At 65.4% G+C, this 18,544-nt stretch carries 19 protein-coding genes; 9 read left to right on the forward strand and 10 right to left on the reverse strand.

All coding sequences use genetic code 11. The features are described from left to right. Positions 1-48: 48 nt before the first annotated feature. The 4 genes from smc to MTX19_RS08755 form a co-directional block, all read right to left on the reverse strand. Entirely contained in the window at positions 49-3,513 is a 3,465-nt protein-coding gene (smc, locus tag MTX19_RS08740; RefSeq protein WP_280983274.1) for a chromosome segregation protein SMC, read from the reverse strand. Continuing rightward, the gene (locus MTX19_RS08745; RefSeq protein ID WP_280985929.1) at positions 3,510-3,806 is read right to left on the reverse strand and encodes a hypothetical protein; all 297 of its coding nucleotides are present in this window, start codon (positions 3,804-3,806) and stop codon (positions 3,510-3,512) included. Before MTX19_RS08745 ends, smc begins: the two co-directional genes overlap by 4 nt. 83 nt (positions 3,807-3,889) lie before the next feature. Beyond that, positions 3,890-4,546: a DsbA family protein gene (locus MTX19_RS08750; RefSeq protein ID WP_280983276.1), complete on the reverse strand. Its 657-nt coding sequence runs from the start codon at positions 4,544-4,546 to the stop codon at positions 3,890-3,892. A 123-nt stretch (positions 4,547-4,669) separates the two neighbouring features. Next, positions 4,670-5,149 (reverse strand): DciA family protein, encoded by a 480-nt coding sequence (locus tag MTX19_RS08755; protein ID WP_280983277.1) that lies wholly within the window; start codon positions 5,147-5,149, stop codon positions 4,670-4,672. A gap of 167 nt (positions 5,150-5,316) precedes the next feature. Here MTX19_RS08755 and mutY point away from each other — a divergent pair, with 167 nt between their 5' ends. Together mutY and MTX19_RS08765 are read left to right on the forward strand one after the other, a co-directional pair. Further along, positions 5,317-6,429, forward strand: a complete 1,113-nt coding sequence (gene mutY, locus MTX19_RS08760) for an A/G-specific adenine glycosylase (RefSeq protein ID WP_280985930.1) — start codon at positions 5,317-5,319, stop codon at positions 6,427-6,429. Between the two features lie 197 nt (positions 6,430-6,626). Beyond that, positions 6,627-7,046 (forward strand): PaaI family thioesterase, encoded by a 420-nt coding sequence (locus MTX19_RS08765; protein ID WP_280984734.1) that lies wholly within the window; start codon positions 6,627-6,629, stop codon positions 7,044-7,046. A 199-nt stretch (positions 7,047-7,245) separates the two neighbouring features. On the opposite strand, the gene MTX19_RS08770 is transcribed toward MTX19_RS08765, so the two are convergent. Further along, positions 7,246-8,511: a flavin-dependent oxidoreductase gene (locus MTX19_RS08770; protein ID WP_280983278.1), complete on the reverse strand. Its 1,266-nt coding sequence runs from the start codon at positions 8,509-8,511 to the stop codon at positions 7,246-7,248. Between the two features lie 181 nt (positions 8,512-8,692). On the opposite strand from MTX19_RS08770, the gene MTX19_RS08775 reads away from it, so the two are divergent. Beyond that, positions 8,693-9,313, forward strand: a complete 621-nt coding sequence (locus MTX19_RS08775) for a glutathione S-transferase family protein (RefSeq protein WP_280983279.1) — start codon at positions 8,693-8,695, stop codon at positions 9,311-9,313. 137 nt (positions 9,314-9,450) lie between these two features. Here MTX19_RS08775 and MTX19_RS08780 read toward each other — a convergent pair whose 3' ends face one another. Continuing rightward, complete coding sequence (locus MTX19_RS08780) at positions 9,451-10,365, reverse strand: LysR family transcriptional regulator (protein ID WP_280984735.1); 915 nt, start codon at positions 10,363-10,365, stop codon at positions 9,451-9,453. Between the two features lie 146 nt (positions 10,366-10,511). On the opposite strand from MTX19_RS08780, the gene MTX19_RS08785 reads away from it, so the two are divergent. Continuing rightward, positions 10,512-10,937, forward strand: a complete 426-nt coding sequence (locus MTX19_RS08785; protein WP_280976078.1) for a nuclear transport factor 2 family protein — start codon at positions 10,512-10,514, stop codon at positions 10,935-10,937. A 75-nt stretch (positions 10,938-11,012) separates the two neighbouring features. Here the strand turns inward: MTX19_RS08785 and MTX19_RS08790 are convergent, their stop codons facing one another. Further along, positions 11,013-11,699, reverse strand: a complete 687-nt coding sequence (locus tag MTX19_RS08790; RefSeq protein WP_280983280.1) for a glutathione S-transferase N-terminal domain-containing protein — start codon at positions 11,697-11,699, stop codon at positions 11,013-11,015. Positions 11,700-11,958: 259 nt separating this feature from the next. Next, positions 11,959-13,095, reverse strand: a complete 1,137-nt coding sequence (locus MTX19_RS08795) for a site-specific DNA-methyltransferase (protein WP_280983281.1) — start codon at positions 13,093-13,095, stop codon at positions 11,959-11,961. A gap of 108 nt (positions 13,096-13,203) precedes the next feature. On the opposite strand from MTX19_RS08795, the gene MTX19_RS08800 reads away from it, so the two are divergent. From MTX19_RS08800 to MTX19_RS08820, 5 genes are all read left to right on the forward strand, one after another. After that, a complete protein-coding gene (locus tag MTX19_RS08800) occupies positions 13,204-13,380 on the forward strand; it encodes a hypothetical protein (protein ID WP_280983282.1) in 177 nt (58 codons plus the stop codon). A gap of 97 nt (positions 13,381-13,477) precedes the next feature. Continuing rightward, a complete protein-coding gene (locus tag MTX19_RS08805) occupies positions 13,478-14,413 on the forward strand; it encodes a neutral zinc metallopeptidase (RefSeq protein WP_280983283.1) in 936 nt (311 codons plus the stop codon). 166 nt (positions 14,414-14,579) lie between these two features. After that, a complete protein-coding gene (moaB, locus tag MTX19_RS08810) occupies positions 14,580-15,143 on the forward strand; it encodes a molybdenum cofactor biosynthesis protein B (RefSeq protein WP_280983284.1) in 564 nt (187 codons plus the stop codon). A gap of 280 nt (positions 15,144-15,423) precedes the next feature. Beyond that, positions 15,424-16,647 carry an IS701 family transposase gene (locus tag MTX19_RS08815; protein ID WP_280985451.1) on the forward strand — a complete coding sequence of 408 codons (1,224 nt, stop codon included), beginning with the start codon at positions 15,424-15,426 and terminating at the stop codon, positions 16,645-16,647. Next, entirely contained in the window at positions 16,644-16,799 is a 156-nt protein-coding gene (locus MTX19_RS08820; protein ID WP_280978692.1) for a hypothetical protein, read from the forward strand. The genes MTX19_RS08815 and MTX19_RS08820 overlap by 4 nt, the downstream gene beginning before the upstream one ends. Positions 16,800-16,923: 124 nt before the next feature. Here the strand turns inward: MTX19_RS08820 and MTX19_RS08825 are convergent, their stop codons facing one another. After that, positions 16,924-17,865, reverse strand: a complete 942-nt coding sequence (locus MTX19_RS08825) for a helix-turn-helix domain-containing GNAT family N-acetyltransferase (protein ID WP_280983285.1) — start codon at positions 17,863-17,865, stop codon at positions 16,924-16,926. A gap of 43 nt (positions 17,866-17,908) precedes the next feature. Continuing rightward, a complete protein-coding gene (locus MTX19_RS08830) occupies positions 17,909-18,478 on the reverse strand; it encodes a glycosyl transferase (RefSeq protein ID WP_280983286.1) in 570 nt (189 codons plus the stop codon). Positions 18,479-18,544 lie beyond the last annotated feature (66 nt).

Raw genomic sequence — 18,544 nt, forward strand, 5'->3', positions numbered from 1 at the left:
GACGGTGCTGAGGTATCACGAAAATAACGTCGACGCGTAGGCGTAACCCTAAGCCACGTTCTGGTCGAGGATATCCACCGCACCCTGCAGGTCCACGGAGACCAGCTGCGACACGCCGCGCTCTGCCATGGTGACGCCGAATAGCCGGTTCATCCGCGCCATCGTGATCGGATTGTGCGTGATGATGATGAAGCGCGTCTCGGTCGAGCCGGTCATCTCGTGCAGCAGGTTGCAGAACCGTTCGACGTTGTGGTCGTCGAGCGGCGCGTCGACCTCGTCCAGCACGCAGATCGGCGACGGATTGGTGAGGAACACCGCGAAGATCAGCGCCAGCGCTGTCAGCGCCTGTTCGCCGCCCGAGAGCAGCGACAGCGTCTGCGGCTTCTTGCCCGGAGGCTTGGCGATGATCTCGAGGCCGGCCTCGAGCGGATCGTCGCTCTCGATCAGGTGCAGCGCCGCTTCGCCGCCGCCGAACAGCTCGACGAACAGCCGCTTGAAGTGGTTGTTGACGGTCTCGAACGAGGTCAAGAGACGCTCGCGCGCCTCGCGGTTGAGGCTCTGGATGCCCTGGCGCAGCCGCTTGATCGCCTCGACGAGGTCGTCGCGTTCGGTGGTCAGCGCGGTGTGCTGGGTCTCGACCTCCTTGAGCTCCTCCTCGGCGCGCAGGTTGACGGCGCCAAGGCGCTCGCGGTCGCGGCGCAGCTTTTCGAGCTCTTCCTCGATCTGGGCAACCGGCGGCAGCTCCGCGCCGGGCTCGATCTCGGCCATGGCAGACACGGCGTTGGGTTCGACCTCGAGCATGTCGTGGATCTCGCGCTCGATATCGGCGAGGCGGCGGCGGGTGCCTTCCATGCGCTCCTCGGCGCGTGCGGTGGCCTCGCGGGAAGAGGAGAGGGCTTCGAGCGTAGCCTTGGCGACGCGGTCGGTTTCCGCCATCGCGGCTTCGGCGGTCGCGAGCGCGTCGGCGGCGATGCGACGATCGCTTTCGGCGTGCTCGATCTCGGAGATCAGCGCGCTGCGCTTCTCGGCAAACACCTCCGGCGCGTTGGCGAGTTCCTCGCGCTCGGCCGAGACTTCGGCGATGCGGGCCTCGATGGTCTCGACCTGCGAGGCCGCGCTGGTCTTGCGGTTCTGCCATTCGTTGCGCTCGGCGAGGATCGCCTGCACGCGGCGGTCGGCGAGCTCGGCCTCGCGGGCGAGCGCCTGGGCCTCGGCGCGGACCTGCGCGGCGCCACGGCGCTGGTTGTCGATCTCGGCGCGAACCGCGGCGAGTTGGGCCTCGGTCTCGACGCTCGGCGGCAGCTCGGACAGGGCCGCGACCGCGCTCTCATGCGCGGCTTCGGCCTCGGCGCGGTCGGCGGCGACGCGGCTGTGGGCCTCGGTCAGTGCCGATTTGCGCGCGGCATGGCGGTTGATCTCGCGTTCGGTCGCGGCATGACGCTCGCGCGCGGCGTCGGTCTCGCGGCGGGCTGCCCGCACCGCTTCGCGGGAAGCAGCTTCGGCTGCCGATGCAGAGCGCAGTTCCGCTTCGGCGGTCTCCAGCGCCTGGCGCTTGGCGGTGGCATCGATGCGGGCCTGTCCCAGATCCTGCTCGATATCAACGAGGCGGGCGCGTTCGGCCAGGCGGCGTGCCGCGCCGGTCGGCGCATGCGCATCGGCGACGAAGCCGTCCCAGCGCCAGACGTCGCCTTCCAGCGACACCAGCCGCTGGCCGGTCTTGAGCTGCGACACCAGCGCAGCGCCGCGTTCCTTGGCGACGACGCCGATCTGCGCCAGACGCCGCGCCAGTTCCGGCGGGGCCTGCACATGGTCGGCCAGCCGCACGACGCCATCGGGCAGGGCCGGATCGCTGCCGTCGGCGCCGACATTGGTCCAGCGCATCGGCGCGGACGGATCGACCGGCGCGTCGAGATCGTCGCCGAGCACGGCGCCGATCGCCTTCTCGTAACCCTTCGCGACCGTGATGCCGTCGATGATCGGCGGCCACAGATTCTTGGTCTCGCTGTTGACCAGCTTCGAGATGGTGCGCGCTTCGGTCTCGAGCCGCTGCACGCGCTTCTCGGCCTCCGTAAGCGGGTTGCGGGAGGACTCCAGCGTCTGCCGCGCCGCGACGTGATGCGCCTCGCTGGCCTGCACGGCGGCCTCGGATTCGGCCAGCGTCTGCTGCGCCATCTCCATGGCGGCTGCGAGCGCATCGATGTCGCCGAGATTGCCGGTTTCCTGCGCGAGCTTTTCCTCCTCGGCCTGGACGTTGGCGATCTCCTGATCGAGCCGCGCCAGCCGGTCGCGATGGGTGCGCACGCCGGCCTCGAGCTGGTTGCGCTTCGCGGTGAGGTCGGCGAGCTGCGTGGTGAGCTCGGCGAACTGCCGCTCGGTTGCCGCCAGAATGGCTTCGGCTTCCGCGACGCGCTCGTCGACGCCGGAGCGTTTCTCGACGCGCGACTTGATCTCTTCCTTCAGCTCGGCGTCTTCGGTGTCGAGCCGTTGCAGCGCGATGTCGGCGTCCGAGGTCTGCTGCTGCTCGCGGGCGATGTCGGCAGCAAATTGCGTCAGGCGGCGATCGAGCTCGCCGACGCGCTCCTTGGCGCGCTGTTCCTCGCGGTCGAGCATCTCGCGCGCATTGGTCAGGCGCTGCAGGCCGGCGGCGGCGCGTGCCTCGGCATCGCGCAGCGCCGGCAACTCGGCGGCGCGGATCGCCTGGATGCGGGCGGCTTCGGCTTGATGCTGGGTGCGTTCGGCCATCTCGCGCACGGTGAGATCGTGGGTGTGCGCGGCGTCGTTGACGTCGGCATTGGCCTCGATCCAGCGCAGGTGGAACAGCATGGCCTCGGACTTGCGCACCTTCGCCGCCACCTCGCGGTAGCGAATCGCCTGACGGGCCTGCTTCTTCAGGCCATCCATCTGGCCGGTGAGCTGGCCGATCACGTCCTCGACGCGGGTCAGGTTGGTTTCGGCCGCCTTGAGCCGCAGTTCCGCTTCATGGCGGCGGGCGTGCAGGCCGGCGACGCCGGCGGCATCTTCGAGCACGCGGCGGCGCTGCTCGGGCTTGGCCTGAATGATTTCGCCGATCTTGCCCTGGTGGACGAGGGCCGGCGAGCGCGCGCCGGTGGCGGCATCGGCAAACAGAATCTGTACGTCGCGCGCGCGCACGTCGCGGCCGTTGATGCGGTAGACCGAGCCCGCTTCGCGCTCGATGCGGCGGGAGATTTCCAGGATCTGGCTGTCGTTGACGGCGGCCGGGGCCGAGCGATCGGCATTGTCGATCGTCATCACCACTTCGGCGTGGTTGCGCGCCGGACGATTGCCGGAACCGGCGAAGATCACGGCATCCATGTCGGCGGCACGCAGCGACTTGTGCGAGGTTTCGCCCATCGCCCAGCGCAGCGCTTCGACCAGATTGGACTTGCCGCAGCCGTTCGGTCCAACGACGCCGGTCAGGCCCGGCTCGATCATGAAGTCGGTGGGATCAACGAACGACTTGAAACCGTGGAGGCGGAGGCGCGTGAGCTTCATGTACACAAATCTCGCTTGGCCGGGCGCGAATCTCCCTGCCGTGACAATACCATAGAAGGCAATGTCGGTGTGTGGGTGAGTCGCTGCGTGCAGCTCTCATGGAGCGGGACAATGGCGAGGCCCGCGCAGGAGAGCAACCGCTTGACGCGGCTTTTCCCAAGGGATTTGCAGGGGTTTTGCAGCAGTTTTGCGACTTCGACGGGCCGCAACAATCCGATTTCAGCAAATCGAGTTTTCAACAGCGAATCGATGCGCTCGCTCAATTCCGCGAACGCGATTTCACCGACGATCACGGCGTCGTCGATGAAAAAGCGCGAAACGCCCTCGATCTTTCGGACGTCGATGGCGAAATTCTGTCCGATCCGGCCGGTTCCGATCAGCTCTTGAGGAGCGGATCGATGTGCTTGCTGAATTCCTCGAACGAGGTCTCGCCCTTCAGCATCTCGCCATTGATGAAGAAGGTCGGCGTCGAATTCACCTTCAGCACGTCGTTGGCGTATTTCTGGTCGGCCGCGATCTTGTCGAGCAGCTTCTGGTCCTTCAGGCAATCCTCGACCTGCTGTTGGCTGAGGCCGGCCTGCTTGCCGATCCGCGTCAGCGTCTCGGTGGTGTTCTTCATCACCCAGTCATTCTGCTGGCGGAACAGCAGATCGATCACGGCGAAATATTTCGGCGCGTCGTCCTTGGCGATGCAGCGCGCCAGCATCGAGCCGGCGGCGGCCTTGATGTCGAGCGGGAATTCGCGGAACACGTAGCGGATCTTGCCGGTGTCGATGTAGGCCGATTTGAGCTTCGGGAACACCGTCTCGTTGAAGTTGGCGCAGTGCGGGCAGGTCATCGAGGCGTATTCGGTGATGGTGACCTTGGCGTCCTTTGGGCCGAGCGCCATGTCGGGCAGCGACTGCGGTTTGGCGACCTCGGCGGCGGTCTGCGCGAAGGCGCCCGTGATCAGGCGCAGCGGCGAGAGGCCGGCGAGGGCGGCAAGTCCGGTCAGGGAGAGAGCGGTGGTGAAGGCGCGGCGCGTGATGGTCAAGGTCGACTCCTGGATTGGCGCATTCACGCCGAATGAACGAAGGGTCCCGGGAAGCAGCTTTCGCTAGCTTGAAACGACTATTGTGGCAATGGCGGGTTCCATAGGCCGAATGGCCGAAAAGCGTCAATTTCGCTTGATCGAGGCGCCCAGCCGCGCCAGCGCCGCGCGCAGGTCCTCATCCTCGACGGCCGCCAAGTCTTCCGCCACGTTGGCGACCGCCTTCGCATCCGGCGCGCGGGGGCGCGCCGGGCGATTGCGCCGCGACAATGGCGCCTGCCGGATGGTCAGCCGGCCGACCGCATGCCAGCCGAAGAAGCGGTTCACCCGCTCCAGGATGACGTCGGAGGAGTGCTGGATCTCCAGCGCCATCGGCCCCTCGACCCGCAACACCAGCGTCGCCGGCTCCTGGGGCTGCCGCTCCACCGGCCGCGGCCATTGCATCTTGAGCGGCTCGCAATAGGCGGCGATCCGCTCGCCGGCGATCTCGCTCCAGCGCGTCACCAGTTCGCGCGCGGCAAAGCCCTGCTTGGCATAGGCGTCGGTGAAGACGTCGCTGAGCAGGATCGACAGGGGCTTTGCGCTGACCGGGACGGGTTTGGACATGGGAGGGTTATAGCAGCGTGGCCAACGCAACCAAACCATGTCAATCGTCATGGACGGGCTCGCCCCGGCCATCCCCGTCTTTGTGTCCATGAAGAAAGACGTGGATGCACGGGACAAGCGCCGGGCATGACGTGGAGAGATCAGCATCGGCGCCTTAAAGTAGATCCATGAGCTCGCGCGCCGCCGCCAAAACGAAACTGACCGAAGATCGTGCCGACCGTCCGGCGCGGCTGCTGGCCTGGTATGACCGGCATCGCCGGCGGCTGCCGTGGCGGGCTGCGGCGGGCGAGCTGGCGGACCCGTACCGGGTGTGGCTGTCGGAGATCATGCTGCAGCAGACCACGGTGAAGACGGTCGGGCCCTATTTCGAGAAGTTCGTGTCGCGCTGGCCCGATGTCACGGCGCTCGGCCGCGCGTCGCTCGACGACGTGCTGCGGATGTGGGCCGGGCTCGGCTATTATTCGCGGGCGCGCAACCTGCATGCCTGTGCGGTCGTCGTGCGCAATGAGCATGGCGGGGTCTTCCCCGATACCGAAGCCGGCCTGCGCAAGCTGCCGGGGATCGGGCCCTACACGGCGGCGGCGATCGCCGCGATCGCGTTCGACCGCCGCACCATGCCGGTCGACGGCAATATCGAGCGCGTCGTCACCAGGCTCTACGCGGTTGAGGAGCCGCTGCCGCAGTCAAAGCCGCTGATCCAGCAATTGGCCGCGACGTTGCTCGGCCCGTCTCGGGCCGGCGACGAGAAGTCTCGCGCCGGCGATAGCGCGCAGGCGCTGATGGATTTGGGCGCCACGATCTGCACGCCAAAGAAGCCGGCCTGTTCGCTGTGCCCATTGAACGACGACTGCGCGGCGCGCGCGCGCGGCGATCAGGAGACGTTCCCGCGCAAGGCGCCCAAGAAGAACGGGACCTTGCGCCGTGGCGCGGCCTTCGTGGTGACGCGGGGCGACGAATTGCTGGTGCGCTCGCGCCCCGAAAAGGGCCTGCTCGGCGGCATGACCGAGGTGCCGGGATCGGACTGGCTTGCCGGTCAGGAGGATAAGGCGGCGCTGGCGCAGGCGCCCCAGCTCAAGAGCGTGACCCGCTGGCACCGCAGGGCCGGCGTCGTCACTCACGTGTTCACGCATTTCCCGCTGGAGCTGGTCGTCTACACCGCCAGCGTTCCGCCGCGAACGCGCGCGCCTGCGGGCATGCGCTGGGTGCCGGTCACAACCCTCGACGGCGAAGCGTTCCCGAACGTCATGCGCAAGGTCGTCGCGCACGGACTCGATCTCTGAGCATGATCCGGAAAAGTGTGAAGCGGTTTTCCTCGCGACAAACGCGGAACGCGTTTGCGCGGAGATCATGCTCAAACAAGAGGCTAAAGCGCGATGACGATTCAACCCAATCTCATCGCGCTTTAGCACCGGCTCAACCTGCTGACACCATGCTGGCAGCAGGGCTCGGTTACGACCTCGGGCAAATGGAGGCCGCCATGATCGCAACCGCGCTCGACCACATCCCCACGCCGCCCTGTGCCAAACTGCTCGGCTGGCGCCTGATCGATGCTCGCCCGCAGGACGGCTGGATCAGGATCCTGTTCGACGGCAAGGAGGCCTTCTGCAATCCCGCCGGCTTCGTCCAGGGTGGCATCCTCTCGGCCATGCTCGACGATACGATGGGGCCTGCGGTGTTCGTGATGACCGAGGGCAGGCTTTACACCACGACGATCACGATGAATGTGAACTTCCTGGCGCCCGCGAAGCCCGGGCCGATCACGGGCGAAGCGACAGTGACCCAGCTCGGCAAGACCATTGCCTTCGTCGAGGGCCGGCTGACGGCCAAGGACGGCACGCTGCTCGCCACCGCGACGAACAGCATTCGGCTGGTGGAATCGGCGCGGGCGCTGCGGTAGAGCCGCACGCACGACAATCGGTTCCGTCATCCTGAGGCACGAGCCGTGCAGCGCACTTGCGCTGCTGGGCGAGGCTCGAAGGATCGACGGCCACCAGCCGGGCCGCTCACCCTTCGAGACGCCGCTTCGCGGCTCCTCCAGCGACAACGGCGAAGCCGTTGCGCGGGGATGACGGCATGATAGCTGTGTTGTGGTCCTCTTACCCCGTCCGCTGCACGATCGGCGGCTTGGCGTTCAAGCCCTCGACCTGGAAGCCGGCGACGCGCTTGTAGTTGGCGGCGATGCCTTCGAGCTCCTGCTGCGACAGCACCTCGGTGACGACGCCGAACCCGTTGGGCGCGCGCTCCTCGACGAGCTGCATCACCTGCTCCGGGCCGTTGCGGCGGTTCAGCATCACCAGGTCAGTGGTGGCCGGCCGCCGCTCGGCCTCGTAGGCGATCAGCGCCGCATGGGTCGGGCCCTGCGCCAGGATCTCGCGGGTCAGCACCCGCGCATCCAAAATTGCCTGCGAGGCGCCGTTGGAGCCGATCGGGTACATCGGATGCGCGGCATCGCCCATCAGTGTGACGCGGCCGAACGTCCATTGCGGAATCGGATCGCGATCGACCAGCGGATATTCATAGGCGTGGGGGCAGTTCCGGATCAGGCCCGGCACGTCGAGCCAGTCGAAATTCCAGCTCTCGAACCACGGCAGGAACTCGTCGAGCCTGGCGGTGCGGTTATAGTCCTCGCGGCGCCACTGATAGGTCGGCGGCATGTGCCGCTCCGCGACCCAGTTGATGTCGTATTTGCCGTCGGGGCCAGCTTCCTTCGAGATCGGATAGCAGACGAATTTCAGGGTCTCGTGGCCGGCCATGATCATGGTGCGGCCGGTGAGGAAGGCATTGGCGCGGGTGATGCCACGCCACAGGATGCGACCGTTCCAGATCGGCGGCCCTTCGTCTGGATAGAGCTTTTCGCGCACCGCCGAATGGATGCCGTCGGCCGCGATCAGGATCGCGCCGTCATAACTGCCGGCGGGCTTGCCGGTCGCGCGGTCGATGAAGTCGGCGCGGATGCCGTCTGCGGTCTCGGTCCAGCCGGTGAGGTGATGGCTGGTCAGGATGTTCGCTGCTCCCAGCCGCTCGGTCGCGGTATCGAGCAGGAGTTGCTGCAGCCGGCCGCGATGGATCGAGAATTGCGGCCATTTGTATCCGGCCTCCAGCCCGCGCGGCTCGCTCCAGATCGGCTTGCCGTGCTTGGAGAAATAGGCGAGCTCCCGCGTCCGCACCGCCTCGGCGTCGAGCCGGTCATGCAGGCCGAGCTCGATCAGTTCCCGCACCGCATGCGGCAATACGTTGATGCCGACGCCGAGCGGCCTCAGCTCGGGCACGCTCTCGAACACGCGGCAGGGAACGCCGATCTGGTGCAGGCTGAGCGCCAGCGTCAGCCCGCCAATTCCGCCACCTGCAATGAGTACAGTCATGAAAAGCCCTCTTGATCCGGCCGGTCATGGCATGGCGGCGGCATTGTGGGCAACCGCGAAAGCGCTGCGGCGTTGGGTGGGGATGGACGGCAAACGGCGGTGCCGTTAATTTCTGCCGCGTCAAAACAAGAAGCGAGGGCCGGGTTCTGCCGAACCGATAAGGCCCGAAGAGGACAGCACCATGCTCAAGCTCTATTTCGCCCCCGGGACCTGCGCGCTCGCCTCCCATATCGCGCTGGCCGAAGCCGGCGCGCCCTACACGACCGAGAAGCTCGACTTCAAGGCCAACCAGCAAAACAGTCCGGAGTACCTGAAGCTCAATCCGAAGGGCCGCGTGCCGACGCTGGTGACCGATCGCGGCGTGCTGACCGAGACGCCGGCGATCCTCGCCTATATCGCGCAGAGCTTCCCGCAGGCAAAGCTCGCGCCGCTCGACGACGCGCTCGAGTTCGCAAAGCTGCAGGCCTTCAACTCCTATCTCTGCTCGACGGTGCATGTCGCCCACGCGCACAGGGTGCGCGGCGCCCGCTGGGCGACGGAAGAAACCTCGTTCGCCGACATGAAGAAGATGATCCCCAAGACCATGGGGGCCTGCTTCAACCTGATCGAGCGCGACATGCTGAAGGGGCCGTGGGTGATGGGCGACAGCTACACCGTCGGCGATGCCTATCTCTACACGCTGACGCTGTGGCTCGACGGCGATGGCGTCGACATCGCGACCCTGCCCAAGGTGAAGGCGCATCGAGCGGCGATGGAGCAGCGCCCGGCCGTGCAGAAGGTACTCGCCGGGCAGAAGGCGTAGTATCTTCACCCAGCCGCGCAGGCAGGGCGAAGCAAGCGCGTCATTGCGAGCGGAGCGAAGCAATCCACCTCTCCGCAAGGGGAGAGATGGATTGCCTCGTCGCTATCGCTCCTCGCAATGACGTGGATAGAGCGCGCTCACGCCTTCCGCATCTCCATCTCCCGCCCGGTTTCCAGCATCAGCCTGCGCAGCCAGATCGAGCCCGGATCCATCTGGGCGCGGGTCGGATAGAACATGTGCTGCTCGTCGATCCCGGGATCGAACGGCGGCGTCACCGTGACCAGCGACAGCTGCTTCGACAGCGCCGAGATCAGCCGGCGGGGCACGAAGGCGACGAGGTCGGTGCGCGCGGTGATGTGCAGCGCCTCGATATAGCCCGGCACGACGAGGGCGATCCGCCGCTCGATGCCCTTCGGGCGCAGCCAGGTGTCGATCAGGTCCTCGCTCTGGCCGCGGATCACCACGGCCACATGGCGCGCGGCGAGGAACGCCTCGCGCTTCCTGAGCTTGGTGCCGACGGGATGGCCGCGCCGCACCGCCAGCGCATCGCTGTCGGTATAGAGCCGCTGGCGGTGAAAACCCTTGAAGGCGTCGCCGATCGAGATCACCAGGTCGATGGTGCGGGCGAATTCGGGCGTGAAGATCGCAGGCCCCCGCCACGGCACCGCGTCGATGGTGACGTTGGGCGCGGTCCGCGTCACCTTCTCCATCAGCCGCGGCATCATGAGCTCGACCGCGAGGTCCGGCATCATCAACCGGAAGTGCCGCTCGCTGCGCGCGGCGTCGAAATCATCAGGCACGAACAGCGCGCGCACCTGCTCGAGCGCCTGCGCCAGCGGTCCGCGCAACGCCTGCGCCCGCGGCGTCAACTCCATCCGCGCGCCGTTGCGTACCAGCAGCGGATCGCCGATCAGGTCGCGCAGCCGCTGCAGCGCGTGGCTGGTCGCCGGCTGCGACAGATGCAGCCGCATCGCGGCGCGGCTGACATTGGCTTCCCTCAGCAGCGCGTCGAGCGCGACCAGCAGATTGAGGTCAAGCGAATTCAAATTCATGCGGTGGATATATATCATGCCACCTATCGATTGGAAGAATGAGCACCGGCGCCGCAAGATTGGCGGGCAAGGCGTTTTCGAATGGAGTGGGTTCGCTTCGCGAAGACACCTCAGATCAGAGGCCCATCAATCGAAGGAGTGCCGCCATGAGCGCAGCCGACAACAAGAAACTGGTGCAGGAGATGTTCGCGATCGCCGGCGACCCCGATCCCGCGGTGCGCGAGAAATCGCTGTTCATGGCTGTTCTCGCCGACGACGCGACCTGGACCGTAACAGGGCAATATTCTTGGTCGCGCACCTTCACCGGCAAGCAATCGATCCTCGGCGACCTGCACGGCCACGTGCGTTCGAAACTGGTCGAGCGCGGCCGCACCGTTGCCCATCGCTTCATCGCCGACGGCGACATCGTCGTGGTCGAAGCCAAGGGCGACAACCTCACCAAGACCGGTCAGCGCTACGACAACGACTATTGCCTGGTGCTGCGGTTCGACGGCGGCAAGATCAAGGAGGTCAGGGAGTATTGCGACTCGGTGCTGACCGAGAAGGCGCTCGGTGCGTTTCCGGCGAGATAGCCGCGCTCCACCAGCGAGTGGCAGAAGCGAAAACGGTGCCCGTACGGGCGCCGTTTTCTTGTCGTGCGGATCGGATCACGCCACCTTGCTCTTGAGGTGGCCGAACATGATGTTGCGGGCCTCGTCGTCCATCTCGGCCTTGAAGGTGTGCTTGTCCTTCAGCGCGATCGCCCGCGCAGCCGCCGGCCGCGCCGAGATCTCATCGACCAGCCGCTTCACGTTCGGATATTTCGCGTAGCCTTCCTCGCCGAGCACGAACGGCGCCATCCGCGCCCAGCCCCAGAACGCCATATCGACGATCGAGTAGGCGTCGCCGACCATGTGGCGCGACTTGGCGAGGTGATCGTCGAGGATCTTGTAGTGGCGATGCGCCTCGTACTGGTAACGGTTGTTGGCGTAGTCGAGATCCTTCGGCGCGAAATGCTTGAAGTGCACCGCCTGGCCGGAATAGGGGCCGAGCCCGGTCGCGATGAACATCAGCCAGGACAGCATGGCGGCGCGATTGGCCGGCGTGCTGGCGGGCAGGAACTTGCCGGTCTTCTCGGCGAGGTAGAGCAGGATGGCGTTAGAGTCGAACACGAAGGTGCCGTTGTCGTCGATCGCCGGCACCTTGCCGTTCGGGTTGACCTTCAGGAAGTCAGGCGCGAACTGCTCGCCCTTCCGGGTGTCCACCGGGATCGCCTCGAAAGGCAGGCCGGACTCTTCCAGGAACAACGCGACCTTGTTCGGGTTCGGCGCGCCGTTGAAATAGAATTTGAGCATGAAAGTCTCCCTTTGATGTTGTGACCGACGAGATCGGGACGCAGCGGGGGAATGCCGCGCGCTGGCCTTCATGTGCAAACTTTATTGCGATGCGCAAGCGACGAGTTTGTGAAAAAGGGCGCCTGCTGGTGGGAGGGAGATATTCAGCAAGCTGTGGGGTGAGCAGAGCGCAACGTGCCCGGCACTCGCAAGCAAGATCACGGAAGCGTGGTGGGCACGGCGCGTCGCGCCTTTGCCCACCCCGCAATTCTTGAAGACCTCAGCTCGCCTGCGCCATCGCGGAACGGATCTCGGCGCGCAGCTCGTCGATCAGCCGCAGCCCGTTCTTGGTCTCGACGTGCCAGAATGTCCAGCCGTTGCAGGCGCCGGAGCCCTGCGCGACCGCGCCGATGCGGTGGATCGAGCCGACCTTGTCGCCGAGCATGATGGCGCCGTCGGCGCGGACCAGCGCGCCATGGCGCTTCTTGGCGTCGACCAGTTTTGCGCCGGGCACGATCATGCCGCGTTCGATCAGTTCGGAGAACGCGACCCGCGGCGCGTCGCGGGCGGTCATGAACGGTGCGAGCGTTGCGTTTGGCAGCGGTTCGATCGCGGCAATGCGCGCTTCCGCCGCGGCAGCATAGGCCCGGTCGCGCTCGAAGCCGATGTAGTTGCGGCCGAGGCGCTTGGCGACGGCGCCGGTGGTGCCAGTGCCATTGAACGGATCTATCACGAGATCGCCGGGTTTCGACGACGACAACAGCACGCGGGCGAGAAGCTGCTCGGGCTTCTGCGTCGGGTGCACCTTCTTCCCGTCATTGTCCTTCAGGCGCTCTTCGCCGGTGCACAGCGGGATCAGCCAGTCGGAACGTGCCTGCACGTCCTCATTGGCGGCCTTCAGTGCTTCATAATTGAATGTATAACCCTTGGCCTTCTCGTCGCGCGCGGCCCAGATCATGGTTTCGTGCGCGTTGGTGAAGCGGCGGCCGCGGAAATTCGGCATCGGGTTCGACTTGCGCCACACGATGTCGTTCAGGAGCCAGAAGCCGAGGTCCTGCATGATCGCGCCGACGCGGAAGATGTTGTGATAGGAGCCGATCACCCACAGCGTCGCCGACGGCTTCATCACGCGGCGGCACGCGAGCAGCCAGGCGCGGGTGAAATCGTCATAGGCGGCAAAGGACGAGAACTTGTCCCATTCGTCGTCGACGGCATCGACATGCGATTCGTCGGGACGCTTGAGATCGCCCTTGAGCTGCAGATTATAGGGAGGATCCGCGAAGACCAGGTCGACCGAACCGGCCGGCAGCTTCGACATCTCGGCCACGCAATCGCCAATGACGATTCGGCTCGACGGAGTACTCTCAAATTTAGTGCGGGGCGCCCTTGCAGACGCCCCGCGACGCGACACAACCATGACTCAAGAACTCTGACTCAGGCGACGCTGTCGGCGACGCGGGACTAAACAACCGACTGGCGACACATTGACCGGCCAAAGTAAAAATCGACTTAATTGGAAATCTTCATGCAAAAGATTGCAGCATCTTTTGAACGAGGTGGCGCGTTGTCATTGGCGTTGTGCTGCAACATCAGCGCGTTCTGCGAAAAATTTGTCGATCATCAAACCGGCACGATTCAAGCGGTAGATTGGCCGTCGCTTGGCAAGCCGCATGCGCCGCGAGGCTGCGCGTCCGCCGACTAGGCAATTTTTGCCGGGCGGGTTATTGATTAACAGAATGGAAATTTTACGTTGGTGTCTGCCCACGTTGGGTCGCCGACTGGAATGAAGGAAAACCGCCATGCGCTACGATGATTTCCGCCGCAGCGACGACATCGAAGACCGTCGCGACGAAGGCGGGATGGGCGGGGGCGGCGGCGGTTTCGGCATTCCGATGGGCGGCGGTGGCGGTCTCGGCATCGGCACCATCATCGTGCTGGGCCTGCTCGGCTATGCCTTCGGCATCGACCCGCGCATCCTGATCGGCGGCGCGGAGATTCTCACCGGCGGCGGCCAGGCGCCGACCTACCAGACCGATCGCCGGGCGTCGGGCGGGCAAGCCAAGCGCGGCGCGCCGACCGACGAGATGGGCAGCATGATCTCCGGCATCCTCGGCGAGATCGACGACCGCTGGAGCGAGATCTTCCAGGCCAGCGGCCAGACCTACACCGGACCCAAGATCGTGCTGTTCCGCAACGCCACCAATGGCGGGCGCTGCGGCATGGCGCAGTCGGCGATGGGACCGTTCTATTGCCCGCCGGACAAGACCATCTTCCTCGACACCGGCTTCTTCCGCGAGGTCGAGACGCGCTTCCGCGGCTGCTCGGGCAATGCCTGCAAGTTCACCGCCGCCTATATCATTGCGCATGAGGCCGGCCATCACATCCAGAACCTGCTCGGCATTATCCCGCGCGTGACGCGGCTGCAGCAGCAGGCCGGCAGCAAGGCGGAAGCCAACGCGCTGCAGGTCAGGGTCGAGCTGCAGGCCGACTGCCTCTCCGGCGTCTGGGTCAACCGCGAAGAGAAAAAGCGGCCCGGCTTGCTTGAGGCCGGCGACATCGACGCCGCGCTCACCACCGCGAACGCGATCGGCGACGACACGCTGCAGCGGCAGGCGACGGGCAGGGTGGTGCCTGATTCCTTCACTCACGGCTCCGCCGCGCAGCGCAAGCAATGGTTCATGACCGGCTACAAGCAGGGCACGGTGCAGGCTTGCAACACGTTTGGCAGCGGTTAGGAACCGAGACGTTGGAGGTTTTGATCGGTCATGGCCGGGCTTGTCCCGGCCATCCACGTCTTTATCTCTGATAGAGTGCGAAGGCGTGGATGCCCGGGACATAGGCGAGCGGAAGCGACGCCGTCCTTCGAACGGCTATGCCCGGGCATGACGAGAAGATGCAGTCATGTCCTCTATCGACGAATCCAAATCATTCATTCCGCTCAACATGGCGGTGCTGACGATTTCCGATACCCGCACGCTGGCCGATGACAAGTCGGGCACCACGCTGGTCGATCGCCTCACGGCGGCCGGTCACAAGTTGGCGGCGCGCGAGATCGTCACCGACGATGTCGAGGCGATCCGCGCCGTGGTCAGACGCTGGATCGCGGATCCTGGCGTCGATGCGGTCATCACCACCGGCGGCACCGGCTTCACCGGGCGCGACGTGACGCCGGAGGCGATCGAGCCGCTGTTCGAGAAGCGGATGGACGGCTTTTCGATCGCCTTCCACATGCTGAGCCACGCCAAGATCGGGGCGTCGACGATCCAGAGCCGCGCCACCGCTGGTGTCGCGGGCGCGACCTTCATCTTCTGTCTGCCCGGCTCACCCGGCGCCTGCCGCGACGGTTGGGACGGCATCCTGGCGGCGCAGCTCGATTACCGCACGCGCCCCTGCAATTTCGTCGAGATCATGCCGCGGCTGGACGAGCATTTGCGCCGCCCGAAGGCCCAGGGGACGACGGCGTAGCGCATACTTGTTCGACGTGACCCGTCGGGACCGCGTAGGGACTACGCTCCCTCTCCCGCTTGCGGGGGAGGTGGAGCTCCCGTAGCCCGGATGAAGCGCAGCGAAATCCGGGGCAGTTTCTCCTGAGGCGATACGTTCCCGGATTTCGCTGCGCTCCATCCGGGCTACGCACCGGTGCGATGTTCCAGAATGGTAAGCGAAGGTGTTTCAACCGCCGCTGACGATTCTGATCTAGCATTACAGTTGCATCTTCCTGAAGGTTCTGAATCTATGGGCGACCATGATTCGGGATCTGATGATTGGTGGCGCGTCGGTTGAGGATACGCTGACGCTGTGGGCTTCGTCGTTGCGAGATGCCAAGCAACGCATCCGTCCGCTGTTTACGCAAGAGCGGGTCGCGGCCTCGGCGGGGCAATTTCTCGACGGACTGTTGGGCAACGAGCCGCGCAAGACGGGTTGGATGCGGGCGGAAGCGGCTGGCGATCCAGGCCCGTGGCGCCAGCAGGCGATTCTGGGTCGGGGGCAGTGGGATGCCGACGCGCTGCGCGATATTGTACGTGAGTACGCGCTGGAAACGCTGGGTGACGAGGACGCGGTTCTGGTCATCGATGAGACCGGCTTTTTGAAACAGGGCAAGGCCTCGTGTGGGGTCGCGCGCCAGTACACTGGCTCGGCGGGCAAGATCACCAATTGCCAGATCGGAGTGTTTGCCTCCTATGTGTCGCGGCATGGCCATGCCTTCATCGATCGGGCGCTCTACCTGCCAAAGGAATGGACGGACGAACCCGCTCGCCTGAAGGCCGCACATGTCCCGAGCGATGTGAGCTTTGCGACGAAGCCCCGGATCGCGCATCAAATGATCGCTCGCGCGATCGCCGCAAAGGTGCCGTTCTCGTTCGTAGCAGCGGACAGCGTGTATGGCACGGGAGCGATCGAAACCCTGCTGCGCAAGGCGGGCAAAGGCTATGTTCTGGGGGTTGCTTCCAATCACGTGTTCTATTCCTGGGGCAAGCAGCAGCCTGTCGCCGGCACTGCCTCTACGATCGCGCAGAGCCTTCCCAAGAAGGCCTGGCGCCGCCTGCCGTCCGGCGAAGGAACCAAAGGTCCGCGCTGGCACGACTGGGCCTATCTTGAGCTGGCCGATCTCGACGCCGGCGAATACAACGACGACCTTGCCGGGGAATGGACCCGAGGTCTTCTGATCCGCCGCAATATTGCCGACAACAGCTTAGCCTTCTTCTCCACATGGTGCCCCAAGGGCACGTCCATGCAGAAGCTGGTATCCGTGGAAGGCCATCGCTGGGCCATCGAAGACAGCTTCGAAACCGCCAAGAACGAGCTCGGTCTTGATCACAACGAAACCCGCTCCTGGCATGGCTGGCATCGCCATGTCTCACTGGTCATGCTTGCCTTCGCCACGATGGCCGTCATCCGTCATCGGGCCAACACCGGAGCATTGCTTAAAAAAACGCGACCGCGGCCCCGACCGAAGCATCGTTCTTGATCCGCTGGTCGATCCAGGAAATCCGCCGCATCGCCATGAAGCTCGCCCAGCGGCGCATCCCGCATGCCCACATCCTCGCATGGTCATCCTGGCGCAGGGCTCATCAAGCCAACGCGCGCAAAGCGCATCTCAAGCAAAAATTACAACTGTAATGCTAGGCGTGCCAACGCCTGAAGGTGTTGCGGTAGGCCTCGGCACACAGCGCGCGGGCTCTGCGCGCATAGAATGTGATGAGGTCCGCAGTCACGCGCCGCCCGGATTCGCGGCGCCGTGGCTTCACAGCTCCAGCTCCCAGGTCTCACCGACCAGATCGACGCCGAAGCTGTGGTGCTTCTCTTCCTTGACGCGTTGGAAGCCGGCGCGGGCGTAGATGCCGCGTGCGGCGACCAGAATGCTTTGCGTCCACAGCGTGATCTTGCTGTAGCCCTTCTCGCGGGCGAAGCGGATGCACTGCTCGACCAGGGCGCGGCCGACGCCGAGCCCGCGTGCCCTCTCTTCCACCAATAACAGCCTGAGCTTGGCGACCTTATCGCCTCCGTTGACCAGGAAGATCGAGCCGACCGGCTCGCCGTCGACCTCCGAGATCCAGCAATGCTCGCAAGCGGGATCGAACGATTTGAGGAATTGCGCAGCGATCTCGGCGACCAGTGCCTCGAACGAGATGTCCCAGCCATATTCCTGCGCATAGACGGCGCCGTGCCGCGAGATCACCCAGCCCATGTCGCCGACGCGATGGCTGCGCAGCAGGAAGCCGGCCGGCTTGGGCACGGCAGGCTCCATAGACTGCTCGATCGTGCCCATCGCGCGCACCACGGCCGCGCGCCGATTGCCGTCCATCTGCTTCAGGAGTGCTGCGACTTCGCTGCGCGACCGGCTGTCGAGGTCGGAGGCCGCGGCGCGGCCCTTGGCGGTCAACGTCACCTCATTGACGCGCTTGTCGGCCTTCGACGGCGTGCGGGTCACGATCTGGCGGCGCTGTAAGGCCGCCAGCGTGCGGCTGACGAAGCCGGCGTCGAGGTCGAGCTCGCGCACCAAGTCGGTCGCGGTGCAGCCGTCGTGATGCGCGATCTCGTAGATGATCCGTGCCTCCTGCAGCGTGAACGGGCTGTGCAGGAGCTTCGGCTCGATGATGCCGAGCTTGCGGGTGTAGAACCGGCTGAAGCCGCGCACTGCGGCGACCTGGCTCTCGAGGGTGTCGTTCGATATATTTGATTTCATCAAATATATTATTTGACGAAATCAAGCGATCCGCAAGGGCTTTCTACGCCACCATGATCCGGCTGCGCAGCATGGTGCGGGAGGAGCGGCCGAGCCGGCGCAACAGCCGTGCCTCCGAGCGGCGGGCGTCCGGCCGGTAGCCGCCGATCCGCTCATAATGGTCGCGCGCGATCAGAAGGCCCTGCTCGGCCGAGGGGCCGGCGATCATCCGGGCAACGAATTTGAGGCCGTCGCGCAGGCCGGGGTCGGTGTAGGGCGCGCGGGCGTAGCGGAAGATTCCGGCGCGGTCCCTGCCGCTCGCGGCCACCATCTGGATGAACTGGGTGGTTTCGTCGATCCAGCCCGCGTCGAGCACGGCGCCCGGATGCAGGAACATCAGCCAGGGTGAGCGGGCCTGCTTCGCGCCCGCGGCGAGCGCCGCGGCGCGGGTGCCCTCGAAGCGCAGGAACCGGCAGCCCGCCACGTCGGCGACGCGCTCCATCACAGCGGTATTGGTGCGATCGACCAGCAGCACTTCGCGGATGATTCCCGCGGCCGCGCCCGGCACCAGCGCCGCCAATGTCGCGACCACGGTGCGCTCGACCCCGTCGGTCGGAATGATCACGCTCAGCATGAGTTGAGGCTTCGATGGCTCAAACGGTTGAAAAGCTGAGCCGTGTTATCACCTTGTCACACTCAA

Origin of the sequence: Bradyrhizobium sp. ISRA464 (assembly GCF_029910095.1) — a bacterium.
Classification (GTDB): Bacteria; Pseudomonadota; Alphaproteobacteria; order Rhizobiales; family Xanthobacteraceae; genus Bradyrhizobium.

Coding starts and splice junctions, on each gene's coding strand:
- smc (WP_280983274.1), bottom strand. CDS start 3,513: ATGAAGCTCACGCGCCTCCGCCTCCACGGTTTCAAGTCGTTCGTTGAT.
- MTX19_RS08755 (WP_280983277.1), bottom strand. CDS start 5,149: ATGTCCAAACCCGTCCCGGTCAGCGCAAAGCCCCTGTCGATCCTGCTC.
- mutY (WP_280985930.1), top strand. CDS start 5,317: ATGAGCTCGCGCGCCGCCGCCAAAACGAAACTGACCGAAGATCGTGCC.
- MTX19_RS08765 (WP_280984734.1), top strand. CDS start 6,627: ATGATCGCAACCGCGCTCGACCACATCCCCACGCCGCCCTGTGCCAAA.
- MTX19_RS08770 (WP_280983278.1), bottom strand. CDS start 8,511: ATGACTGTACTCATTGCAGGTGGCGGAATTGGCGGGCTGACGCTGGCG.
- MTX19_RS08775 (WP_280983279.1), top strand. CDS start 8,693: ATGCTCAAGCTCTATTTCGCCCCCGGGACCTGCGCGCTCGCCTCCCAT.
- MTX19_RS08780 (WP_280984735.1), bottom strand. CDS start 10,365: ATGAATTTGAATTCGCTTGACCTCAATCTGCTGGTCGCGCTCGACGCG.
- MTX19_RS08785 (WP_280976078.1), top strand. CDS start 10,512: ATGAGCGCAGCCGACAACAAGAAACTGGTGCAGGAGATGTTCGCGATC.
- MTX19_RS08790 (WP_280983280.1), bottom strand. CDS start 11,699: ATGCTCAAATTCTATTTCAACGGCGCGCCGAACCCGAACAAGGTCGCG.
- MTX19_RS08795 (WP_280983281.1), bottom strand. CDS start 13,095: ATGGTTGTGTCGCGTCGCGGGGCGTCTGCAAGGGCGCCCCGCACTAAA.
- MTX19_RS08800 (WP_280983282.1), top strand. CDS start 13,204: ATGCAAAAGATTGCAGCATCTTTTGAACGAGGTGGCGCGTTGTCATTG.
- MTX19_RS08805 (WP_280983283.1), top strand. CDS start 13,478: ATGCGCTACGATGATTTCCGCCGCAGCGACGACATCGAAGACCGTCGC.
- moaB (WP_280983284.1), top strand. CDS start 14,580: ATGTCCTCTATCGACGAATCCAAATCATTCATTCCGCTCAACATGGCG.
- MTX19_RS08815 (WP_280985451.1), top strand. CDS start 15,424: ATGATTCGGGATCTGATGATTGGTGGCGCGTCGGTTGAGGATACGCTG.
- MTX19_RS08825 (WP_280983285.1), bottom strand. CDS start 17,865: ATGAAATCAAATATATCGAACGACACCCTCGAGAGCCAGGTCGCCGCA.
- MTX19_RS08830 (WP_280983286.1), bottom strand. CDS start 18,478: ATGCTGAGCGTGATCATTCCGACCGACGGGGTCGAGCGCACCGTGGTC.